We start from the raw sequence: 10,913 nt of genomic DNA on the forward strand, positions 1-10,913 counted from the left end.
CTACTAGCGGTGGAACTTAGTTTGGGAATTTAGCTCTATTTTCTGAAATTGACAAGAAAAGGCGGTGGGACAGAAATCGATAAACAAAGTCTCGATTTCGTAGTCCCAGCCCCGCGAGGATGATTAGGAGCTTTTTGGAGTCTAAAAGACGAACAAAAAGTTCAATCAGCTACCGCGTCAAAGTTTGATTGCTAATAAAAAATGAGGTCGGGCTCTTTTGTCCCAACCTCTTCTACTATTCATAAAATTGTTTATAGGGTTTATTAAAGGCTTCTAAGATATCTGATGGAGTTTCTGCATAAGATTTTATCTCCGTCAAATTCCCTTTAACGATAATTCTCTCAACTGCATTAGCATCTTCACAGGTTACCAAGGTAATCTCTTTAATCCCATCACGTTCGTCAATTACGTCTACGCGATCAGGAGTTACAATTTTAACTTCTTCAATCTCGTATGTATAGACTTTCTCTTTATCAGTGAGATAAATTTTCATCCCTTTCTCAGCGCGAGCAAGAGGAGAGAATAATTTCTTATCTGCATTTTCACCTGCAAAGATACGGTGACTTGCTAGAGAATAATTTCCTTCCCCCATTACCTGATTGGCTTTCATTGTCCCAGCACCATAAAAGAGGTTAACATTATCGAGTCCCTTAAATATTGGCAGATTCATTTCAAGCTCTGGAATGGCAATACCTCCAATAACCGGAAGTTGCTGAGAATTCCACTGAGCTGATAGGACTGCCTCCGAGGAAAGTGATTTTACAGAATCAAAATCGAAATTTCCTTCTGTTTCTTTATTCTCCTCAATCTCTTCCTTAGTTACTTGACTGACCTGATACTTATTAGTGTTCCAAATCATGAACATATCACGAATATTGGCATTGAAGATTAAAGCGATAGATAACAAGATTAGGAATCCTGCCAGTATGTTAATCAGTAGATTCTTACGTTTATTTTTTTTACTTTGATTCTTTTTTTGAGACATTATGCTTCACTTTCTGTTTCCTGTTCTGCCCCAACTTCTTCTTTTTCTGCTGCTGCAACACTTGTAAAAGTCACAATCTTAGCATCCTGATCTAGACGCATCACTTTTACTCCCATAGTTGAACGTCCCGTTTGTGAAATATTGGCAACATTGGTTCGAATCATAACACCTGTGTCAGTGATAATCATCAGATCTTCGTCCCCTTTTACTGTTAAGAGACCAGCCAGAGGACCATTTTTCTCGGTAACATTGGCTGTTTTCATTCCCTTACCGGCACGACCTTTTGTTGGGTATTCAGTCGCAACTGTACGCTTACCGTATCCTTTTTCAGTTATGATAAGGACTTCATCTTGGTCAGTGATCACTCTCGCTCCCACTACTGCATCACCTTCACGAAGGTTTACCCCTTTAACACCAGTGGCAATACGACTCATGCTACGAACTGAAGACTGATTGAAACGAACTGCATAACCTAATCTGGTTCCGATGATGATATCTGTGTCTTTTTCAGTTAGTAAGACATTAATCAACTCATCCTCGTCTTTCAGATTCAAGGCTTTGAGACCATTTTGACGAATGTTGGCAAATTCTTTGACACTGGTTCTTTTGACAATACCTGCGCGAGTTGTAAAGAAGAGATAGGCATCATCACTACGTTCTGATTCAACATTGATAATAGTTTGAATGCTTTCCCCTTCGTCTAGTTTCAGAAGATTGACAACTGGCAAGCCCTTAGCAGTGCGACCATATTCTGGAATTTCATATCCCTTAAGACGATAGACACGTCCTTTATTGGTAAAGAAGAGCAAATGATCATGAGTGCTGGTCGAAACCAACTCACGGACAAAATCATCATCCTTGACTCCAGTTCCTTGAACGCCACGTCCACCTCGTTTTTGAGCTGTAAATTCGTCTTGGTCCAAACGTTTGATGTAGCCTTTGTTTGATAGAGTGATGAGAACATCAGATTCTTCAATCAAGTCTTCATCTTCAAGTGTCAAGACTTCACCAACCATCAACTCAGTACGACGTGGATCGCCAAACTTACGTTTGACCTCATCCAATTCTTCCTTGATGATTTGCGCTACGCGTTCTGGTTTTGCAAGAATGTCTGCCAAGTCAGCAATCAAAGCAATAAGTTCATCATATTCTGACTGAATCTTGTCACGTTCCAAACCTGTCAAACGACGAAGACGCATATCGAGAATTGCTTGACTTTGACGTTCAGATAACTTAAACTTGCTTATCAATTCAGCTTGGGCTTCTGCATCCGTTTCACTGGCACGAATGATACGAATAACTTCATCAATATGGTCCAGAGCAATTAACAAACCTTCTAAGATGTGTGCACGCGCTTCAGCTTTCTCTTTGTCAAATTGAGTACGACGAGTCACTACTTCTTTTTGGTGCTCAATATAGGCATCCAAGATTTGACGAAGAGAAAGAATCTTTGGTACACCATTCTGGATAGCCAGCATGTTAAATCCAAAGCTAGTTTGCATTTGAGTCATTTTGAACAAGTTGTTCAAGATAACATTGGCAGAGGCATCACGCTTCACTTCGATAACAAAGCGAACACCCTCACGGTTAGATTCGTCACGAACAGCTGTAATACCTTCGATACGTTTTTCTTGAACTAAACGCACAATATGTTCATGGACTTTGGTCTTATTAACCATGTATGGAAATTCTGTTACAACGATACGTTCGCGACCAGTTTTTGTTTCCTCGATTTCTGTACGGGAACGAAGAATAATCGAACCCTTACCAGTTTCGTAGGCCTTATGAATACCTGATTTCCCCATAACAAGGGCACCAGTTGGAAAATCTGGACCAGGAAGAACTTCCATTAATTCCTTGGTTGTGACTTCTGGATTATCCATCACTAACTTAACAGCATCAATGGTTTCACCCAAGTTATGTGGCGGAATATTGGTCGCCATACCAACGGCAATACCTGTAGCACCATTGACCAAAAGATTTGGGAAACGAGCTGGTAAAACAACAGGTTCACGTTCATTGGCATCATAGTTATCAACAAAATCAACGGTATTTTTATTGATATCACGAAGCATCTCAAGTGCAATCTTGCTCATACGCGCTTCAGTATAACGCTGAGCTGCGGCACCATCACCATCCATGGAACCAAAGTTCCCATGCCCATCTACAAGCATGTAACGGTAACTCCACCATTGCGCCATACGAACCATAGCTTCGTAGATAGATGAGTCACCGTGCGGGTGGTATTTACCCATGACATCCCCTGTAATACGGGCAGATTTCTTATGAGGTTTATCTGGTGTCACACCCAATTCGTTCATACCGTATAAAATACGACGATGAACTGGTTTCAACCCATCTCGAACATCAGGAAGGGCCCGCGATACGATAACACTCATGGCGTAGTCGATAAAGCTGGTCTTCATCTCCTTTGTCAGATTGACATTCACTAAATTTTTATCTTGCATTAACAAATGCCTCATTTCACTATTAGTAACTAGATATATTATACCATAGTTTGACCTAGATTTCAGTCTTCCAATCCGACTAAAACGTTTACATGAGCAAGTGGATGTTATATCCGTGACAAAGCTATTTAAAAGTGATAGAATTGAACTAAACGGGGGAAGCCCTTAAAAAATGAAGGAGATGTTTAGACAAATGACATTAACTAAACAACACAAAAAAGTTATCCTTGTCGGTGACGGTGCCGTAGGATCATCATACGCTTTTGCTCTTGTTAACCAAGGAATTGCACAAGAACTCGGTATCATTGAAATTCCTCAATTGTTTGAAAAAGCTGTTGGTGATGCTGAAGACCTTAGCCACGCGCTTGCTTTTACTTCACCTAAGAAAATTTATGCAGCTAAGTATGAAGATTGTGCGGATGCTGACCTTGTAGTTATCACTGCTGGTGCTCCACAAAAACCAGGTGAAACTCGTCTTGACCTTGTTGGTAAAAACCTTGCTATCAACAAATCAATCGTTGAACAAGTTGTTGCTTCTGGTTTCGACGGTATCTTCCTTGTTGCTGCTAACCCAGTTGACGTTTTGACTTACTCAACTTGGAAATTCTCAGGATTCCCTAAAGAACGTGTTATCGGTTCAGGTACTTCACTTGACTCAGCTCGTTTCCGTCAAGCACTTGCTGAAAAAATCGGCGTTGATGCTCGTTCAGTTCACGCCTACATCATGGGTGAACACGGTGACTCTGAGTTTGCCGTTTGGTCACACGCTAACGTTGCCGGTGTAAAATTGGAACAATGGTTGCAAGCTAACCGTGACTTGGATGAAGCGGACCTTGTAGAACTCTTCATCTCAGTTCGTGACGCTGCTTACTCAATTATCAACAAAAAAGGTGCAACATACTACGGTATCGCAGTAGCCCTTGCTCGTATCACAAAAGCTATCCTTGATGATGAAAATGCAGTTCTTCCACTTTCAGTATTCCAAGAAGGTCAATACGGAGTTGAAAACGTCTTTATCGGTCAACCAGCTATCGTTGGTGCACATGGTATCGTTCGTCCAGTTAACATCCCATTGAACGATGCTGAAACTCAAAAAATGCAAGCTTCAGCAAAAGAATTGCAAGCTATTATTGATGAAGCTTGGAAAAAACCTGAATTCCAAGCAGCTTCAAAAAACTAATTTATGTTAGAAAAAATGTCTAGACGATTTGTCTAGACATTTTTATATTTCGTTACTTTATTTCATTTGAGCAAAAGCCGCTTCTGCATCTGCGTTACTAATCGCACCTAATTGAATCTTAGCAATTTTACCCTGTGAATCAATTAGATACTCTGTAGGGATGCTTCGAATTTGATAATCTTGAAAAACAGCTCCTTTTGTATCATATAAAACTGGGATGTCTTTATAACCTTGTTCTTCAAACCACTTTGGAAATTGGTCTATCGTTTTTTCACCTTGAAGCCCTGGAGCAATGACAGATAAAATTTCGAAATCACGATCTTCCTTAGCAGCAAGCTCCATCAATTCTGGCATACTCTTCTTACATGGTCCACACCAAGATGCCCAAAATTTAAGATAAACTTTTTTACCTTTAAAATCAGATAATTTCACTTCTTTTCCATCCATTGATTGAAGCGTAAAATCAGGTGCTTCTGCTCCTACAGCCACTTGCTTCACAGTTGCTTGCTGCTGTGTCTGAGTCGTTTGATTTTCTTGACTTGATTTTTTCTCTTCCTTGCCACAAGCAATCAGAAGAAAGAGAGACAAGAAACTAAGCCCAAAATAGATAATTTTTTTCATAGATAACTCCTTTTATCCTAATATTCCAGATAAGACATTTAACTGTCCCAACATTAATAAAATTCCCATGAGAATAATCAATAAACCACCAATTTTCTTCAATAAAAGTATGTGGGATTTGATTCTACTAAAATAAGGCATGACAAGACCTGATGCCAAGGCCAGAACTAAAAATGGAAGCGCCATTCCGAGAGTGTAAATGAGGGTTAATAAGGCCCCCTGAAGAGCTCCATTTCCCCCTGAGGCAGCCAATGCTAAAACAGAACTTAAAACTGGGCCTATACATGGAGTCCAGCCAAAGCTGAAGCTGATACCCAGTAAAAAGGCCGACAAATATTTGCTAGACTGTTTTTGCTTAAATGTTACTGTTTTTTGTACCTCTAATTTTTGTAAGTGAAGAATTTCCATCTGATGCAAACCCAGTATAATAATCATGATTCCCATGACATAACGGAACCAGTCAGCATAAAGTAAATTCCCAAGGAATCCTGCTCCAAATCCAAGAATAAAGAAGATGAGAGAGATACCCGCAATGAAACAGAGTGTCCGAATCAATCCTGACCAGGCAACATCTTTACCCCAAAAACGAAATGTCTTTGACTTCTCTTGATCATCTAGCAGAATACCTGCGTAGACTGGTAACAAGGGAAAGATACAGGGAGAAAAGAATGACAAGACCCCAGCTATAAAGACTGAAATAAAAAATAAAATACTTTCCAATTAAGAACCTTCTTTCATATAATTATCTATTATTTTACTATAAAAGAAAACGTTTGTAAGAAATCCGCTACGCAAATTAATTTTCAACTTGAAAGAATCAAAAAAGGAGCTGAGCTCCTTTTTTGATTAATAAGTTCCCTCTTCACCTTGACTTGTCAAGATTACAGGCCCATCTTTAGTAATAACAAACTGATGCTCGTACTGACATGATAGTCCACCATCGATTGTTTTATGTGCCCAACCTGTTTTCATATCTGTATCGATTTCCCAATCACCTGTATTGATCATAGGTTCGATTGTCAAAACCATGCCTTCACGAAGGCGGAGACCGCGACCTGCGATACCATAGTTAGGAACCATTGGTTCTTCATGCATAGTTGGACCAACACCGTGGCCTACAAGATCACGAACAACGCCGTAACCACGACTTTCAGCATATTCCTGAATAGCAGCTCCAATATCTCCAATACGGTTTCCTACAACAGCTTTTTCAATACCAATGTACATAGCTTCCTTGGTCACGTCCATTAAGTTTTTAACTTCTTCTGACGGTTTTCCAACAGCGTATGCCCAACAAGAATCTGCCAAGCCGCCCGTAAAGTTTTGAGTATATTTTTTCATCTGCTCAACGTTGTTAAAGTTGAGTTTAGAAACATTGAGGTCAGACTTAGCGATTGGCCCACCAAGAACCATATCAACCTTCAGCAAATCGCCTTCCTTCAAAATATAGTGGCGTGGAAAAGCATGGGCTACTTCGTCATTGAGTGAACAGCAAGTGGCATAAGGATAATCCATCATTGCCCCATCAACACCGATTTGTAGTGGAAGGAAATTTTCTTCTTTACAACGACGACGCACATATTCTTCTACTTCCCACATATCTACACCTGGTTTGATGATGTCACGCAAACCGATGTGAATACTGGCAAGAAAATCGCCAGCTTTATCCATTGCTTCGATTTCTCTAGCTGATTTTAATGTAATCATGTTTTCTCCTAGTTTTAATTAATTTTTACAGTAACATTTGCTTTTGATACGATTTGATGATTGATATAAATGTCATAGTCAATAATAGCTGACCTTCTCGTATGATGAATAATTCTAGCCTGAATTCGCAAGGTATCATCAATTTGAACAGCTTGTAAGAAATAAATCAACATTTGTTCAATGATAAGGTTACGTCCGCTATTCACAACCAGATCTTGCGTCATATGGGTCAATATTTCTGAAAGAACTCCATTTGCAAGGACTCCATTTTTTTCCAACATAAATGGTTCAACCGTGATGACAACTTCGTCATGGTGGTAAGATAACTTCTGACCAACCTGTTCTGAAAATGTTGGTAAAGCTGAAACTTGAGAGCGACTCATCTTTTCCATAACATCCCGTCTAGTAATGACACCAAGTAAGGTTTGATTGCTTCTCACAACAGGTACCATTTCAAAGTCTTCAGCAATCATTCTCTGGCTAACGTTAGCAATATTCGTCGCTAAACCAGTCATATAGACTGTCCTTGTCATGACCTTATCTATCGTTGTACCAGGTGATTTATCTCCAGCATCACGCATAGTAACTACACCAACAACAACCTGATGTTGATTGATGACAGGGAAACGGCTTGTTCTATTCTTACGAACCAAGTCTAGATAATCTTTGACAGTATCTGTTTCCTGTAGAAAACCATACTCATGACTGGTACGATAGATTTTTTCAACCGTCAAAATATCTGTCTTGATCTGAACGTTGGACAAAGCTCTGTTGATCATAGTCGCAATTGTAAATGTATCATGCTTACTGCGTAATACTGGAATATTTTTTTTATTAGCATGGTTCAAAACATCTTCATGAACTTCAAATCCACCTGTTACCAAGACAGCATTTTCATTTTCAAGTGCTAATAACTGAATACGTGTTCGATCTCCTACGATAAGTAAGCCGCCATCATGAAGATAAGAAAGAATATTCTTTTCAGTCATCGCTCCAATGGAGAATTTACTAAATTCTCTATCCAATCCAGCTTGACCAGCTAAAACTTCCGAGCCTGTAACTTCTGCAATTTCTGCAAACGTTAATTTCTCAATAGCTACTTTTTTTGACTTTACACGTACTGTTCCACTTCGAGGACGTGTTTCAACAAGTCCCCTATTTTCAGCTTCTTTGATAGCCCGATATGCAGTACCATCACTTACTCCCAGCCTATTTGAAATACTACGAACACTGACACGCTTCCCAACTGGTAATTCTTCCAAGTAGGCTAATATTTCTTGGTGTTTACTCATTTAGATTTCCTTTTGTATAACGGAATTCTAGATAATCCCGCATCTTTCGGGTATAACGATCGCTACCTTTAAAACGACGATAAAGAACAAAATCTGATTTTTCTGCTACTTTCTGACTAGCAACATTTTCTAGATGTGTCACAATAGAAAGTTGCTTCAATGCAAACTCGTTCATGGATAAATCTCGTAATTTGGTAACTGCTTCAGTCATATACCCCTGAGACCAATAGTTTTTCTTTAAAAAATAGCCAATTTCTGCTTCTTTCTTAATTTCATCAAGCTTTTCAAACTTGATAGCTCCAATCATTCTTTGCTCTTTTTTATCACAAATAGCCCAAATCCCCAAAGGTGATTTCATAAAATAATTGGCAAGAGCATACTGACTTTCTTCAATACTTTCTTGTGCAGGAAAGATAAATTGAAGATTTTCAGGATCTGATGCAAGTTGATGAAAATCATCTACATCCGTAAAAAAGAAGGGACGGAAATATAAACGTTCCGTCTCATAGAAAGAAAATTTTGCTAATTTAGTCCAGATATTCATTGCAATCCTCAAATTGCTAATCTTCGATTAGCTCAATATCTGCTCCAAGATTACGCAATTTTTCGATAATATTCGAGTAGCCTCGAAGGATGAATTCAACATTGGTAATCTCTGTTTTTCCTTCAGCCAGCAAGCCAGCAATAACTAAGGCAGCTCCAGCACGTAGGTCTGTTGCCTTAACTTTTGCACCCTGCAAAGGATTTCCACCCTTATAAAGTATGTGGTCGTTTGTTATTGAAATATCTGCATTCATTTTGGCTAATTCAAAAACATGGTTGACACGTTTTTCATAGATTGTATCGATCAATGTGCCACGACCTTCTGCTTTTAATAGCAAAGGAGTAATAGGCTGTTGAAGATCTGTTGCGAAACCTGGATAAGGAGCTGTCTTAATATTAACAGCCTTTAGATTTGTTTGCTCTTCGACGAAAATACTGTCTTCAGAAACAGTCATGTGAACTCCCATTTCTTCAAGTTTAGCAATAAATCCTTCTAAATGCTCATAAAGTACATTATTAATTCGAATCCCATGACCTACTGCAGCTGCCATTGAAATATATGTACCTGCTTCGATACGGTCAGGGATGACTTGGTGGCGTGTCCCGTCCAAGCTATCCACACCATCAATTGTAATCATATCTGTACCCGCGCCACGAATGTGAGCTCCCATATTGTTTAATAATGTAGCCACATCAATGATTTCAGGTTCGCGAGCAGCATTTTCAATAACTGTTCGACCTTTAGCTTTTACTGCTGCTAGCATTGTATTAATAGTTGCACCAACACTAACAGTATCCATATAGATATGCGCACCATGTAGACTTGATCCTTGGGTTGAGAGATTCATATTATCTCCCTCGTAGGTTGTCTTAGCCCCCATAGCTTCAAATGCTTTTAAGTGCAAATCAATCGGACGTGGTCCTAGGTCACACCCTCCAGGCAAACCTACAGTTGCTTCACCAAAACGTCCTAAAAGACTACCATAGAAATAATAAGACGCACGCAAGCTATTAATTTTACCATAAGGCATTGGTTTATTTTGAACACCACGAGGATCAATCTCAAGAACATCGTCATAACGCTTGACACTAGCTCCCATGATTTCCATAATCTCAATAAGACTAGCTACATCAGATATGTCCGGAACACAATCCAAAATCACAACATCATCTGATAAAATAATGGCAGGAATCAAGGCAACGACACTATTTTTAGCGCCACTAATCGTAATTTCACCTTTCAATGGTCTCCCACCGTTAATGACAATTTTTTTCATTTTATACTCTTTCACTATTTATTAAGAAGGCCTTACCCTATATTATACCATATTTCTTACTAATAGCCAATCCTATAAAAAAATTAGGCCCAGAACTATCTTGATATTAAAGACGATAACTGTGGTTATATCAGTTAGATTTATCATACTTATCAAAGCGAGTAAAAATCTTCCTAGCCTGTAATTTTAAGGCTAGCAACAAAATTTTTACTGTACATTTTTTGTTTGCGATTGGGAAAAGAAAGACAGGCTTAATAAGTATATGCAATAGTATTCAACTTTTATAAAATAAGAAATTAAACCGATGATATTGTACAAAGATTTTACATAAAAATCATTTTGGTTACCAAAATGGGTATCAAAACAAAAAAAGGCTCTATAATATTTGTAGTGGGTAAATCCCCTATAGATATTATGGAGCCTATTTTGTTGTAGAAAAAAAGTCCCATAAGACCTATAATGAAAAGCAACCAAACCATCATTAGAAAGAAACATATGGAACAATTACATTTTATCACAAAACTACTCGATATTAAAGACCCTAATATCCAGATTATAGACATCATCAATATGGATACCCACAAAGAAATCATCGCTAAACTAGATTATGAGGCACCATCTTGTCCTGATTGCGGAAGTCCAATGAAGAAATATGACTTTCAAAAACCGTCTAAGGTTCCTTACCTTGAAACGACTGGTATGCCTACTAGAATTCTTCTTAAAAAGCGCCGTTTTAGGTGCTATCATTGCTCTAAAATGATGGTCGCTGAGACTTCTATCGTCAAGAAGAATCACCAAATTCCTTGTATAGTCAATTGAACCTAAAACAGTACATAATGT

Annotated in this window: 9 protein-coding genes and 1 pseudogene; 2 read left to right on the top strand and 8 right to left on the bottom strand. The window is 38.7% G+C overall.

The annotated features are described in order from the left end of the window. Positions 1–235 precede the first annotated feature (235 nt). Both HMPREF2837_RS00105 and gyrA read right to left on the bottom strand, forming a co-directional pair. A complete protein-coding gene (locus HMPREF2837_RS00105) occupies positions 236–985 on the bottom strand; it encodes a class A sortase (protein ID WP_000078698.1) in 750 nt (249 codons plus the stop codon). Further along, positions 985–3,453, bottom strand: a complete 2,469-nt coding sequence (gene gyrA, locus HMPREF2837_RS00110) for a DNA gyrase subunit A (RefSeq protein WP_049549425.1) — start codon at positions 3,451–3,453, stop codon at positions 985–987. The genes HMPREF2837_RS00105 and gyrA overlap by 1 nt, the downstream gene beginning before the upstream one ends. Positions 3,454–3,646: 193 nt before the next feature. Here gyrA and HMPREF2837_RS00115 point away from each other — a divergent pair, with 193 nt between their 5' ends. Beyond that, a complete protein-coding gene (locus tag HMPREF2837_RS00115) occupies positions 3,647–4,633 on the top strand; it encodes an L-lactate dehydrogenase (RefSeq protein ID WP_049549426.1) in 987 nt (328 codons plus the stop codon). Positions 4,634–4,690: 57 nt separating this feature from the next. Here the strand turns inward: HMPREF2837_RS00115 and sdbB are convergent, their stop codons facing one another. The 6 genes from sdbB to HMPREF2837_RS00145 form a co-directional block, all read right to left on the bottom strand. Then, a complete protein-coding gene (sdbB, locus tag HMPREF2837_RS00120; protein ID WP_049549427.1) occupies positions 4,691–5,254 on the bottom strand; it encodes a thiol-disulfide oxidoreductase-associated lipoprotein SdbB in 564 nt (187 codons plus the stop codon). A gap of 12 nt (positions 5,255–5,266) precedes the next feature. After that, complete coding sequence (gene ccdA2 / locus HMPREF2837_RS00125; protein ID WP_049549428.1) at positions 5,267–5,974, bottom strand: thiol-disulfide oxidoreductase-associated membrane protein CcdA2; 708 nt, start codon at positions 5,972–5,974, stop codon at positions 5,267–5,269. Positions 5,975–6,100: 126 nt separating this feature from the next. After that, positions 6,101–6,961, bottom strand: a complete 861-nt coding sequence (locus HMPREF2837_RS00130) for a methionyl aminopeptidase (RefSeq protein WP_049525847.1) — start codon at positions 6,959–6,961, stop codon at positions 6,101–6,103. A 14-nt stretch (positions 6,962–6,975) separates the two neighbouring features. Further along, positions 6,976–8,253 carry a CBS-HotDog domain-containing transcription factor SpxR gene (spxR, locus tag HMPREF2837_RS00135; protein WP_045763437.1) on the bottom strand — a complete coding sequence of 426 codons (1,278 nt, stop codon included), beginning with the start codon at positions 8,251–8,253 and terminating at the stop codon, positions 6,976–6,978. After that, complete coding sequence (locus HMPREF2837_RS00140; protein ID WP_075230491.1) at positions 8,246–8,797, bottom strand: GNAT family N-acetyltransferase; 552 nt, start codon at positions 8,795–8,797, stop codon at positions 8,246–8,248. The genes spxR and HMPREF2837_RS00140 overlap by 8 nt, the downstream gene beginning before the upstream one ends. Positions 8,798–8,813: 16 nt before the next feature. Next, positions 8,814–10,073: a UDP-N-acetylglucosamine 1-carboxyvinyltransferase gene (locus HMPREF2837_RS00145; RefSeq protein ID WP_049549429.1), complete on the bottom strand. Its 1,260-nt coding sequence runs from the start codon at positions 10,071–10,073 to the stop codon at positions 8,814–8,816. A gap of 495 nt (positions 10,074–10,568) precedes the next feature. Here HMPREF2837_RS00145 and HMPREF2837_RS00150 point away from each other — a divergent pair. Beyond that, positions 10,569–10,889, top strand: a pseudogene (locus HMPREF2837_RS00150) (ISL3 family transposase); the annotation flags it as partial. Positions 10,890–10,913: the final 24 nt, after the last annotated feature.

Source organism: Streptococcus sp. HMSC071D03 (assembly GCF_001812125.1).
Classification (GTDB): Bacteria; Bacillota; Bacilli; order Lactobacillales; family Streptococcaceae; genus Streptococcus; species Streptococcus pseudopneumoniae_N.

Bases quoted from the DNA above. Each gene is read 5' to 3' on its own strand.
- HMPREF2837_RS00130 (WP_049525847.1), bottom strand. From the start codon at position 6,961: ATGATTACATTAAAATCAGCTAGAGAAATCGAAGCAATGGATAAAGCT.
- spxR (WP_045763437.1), bottom strand. From the start codon at position 8,253: ATGAGTAAACACCAAGAAATATTAGCCTACTTGGAAGAATTACCAGTT.
- gyrA (WP_049549425.1), bottom strand. From the start codon at position 3,453: ATGCAAGATAAAAATTTAGTGAATGTCAATCTGACAAAGGAGATGAAG.
- sdbB (WP_049549427.1), bottom strand. From the start codon at position 5,254: ATGAAAAAAATTATCTATTTTGGGCTTAGTTTCTTGTCTCTCTTTCTT.
- HMPREF2837_RS00140 (WP_075230491.1), bottom strand. From the start codon at position 8,797: ATGAATATCTGGACTAAATTAGCAAAATTTTCTTTCTATGAGACGGAA.
- HMPREF2837_RS00145 (WP_049549429.1), bottom strand. From the start codon at position 10,073: ATGAAAAAAATTGTCATTAACGGTGGGAGACCATTGAAAGGTGAAATT.
- HMPREF2837_RS00105 (WP_000078698.1), bottom strand. From the start codon at position 985: ATGTCTCAAAAAAAGAATCAAAGTAAAAAAAATAAACGTAAGAATCTA.
- HMPREF2837_RS00115 (WP_049549426.1), top strand. From the start codon at position 3,647: ATGACATTAACTAAACAACACAAAAAAGTTATCCTTGTCGGTGACGGT.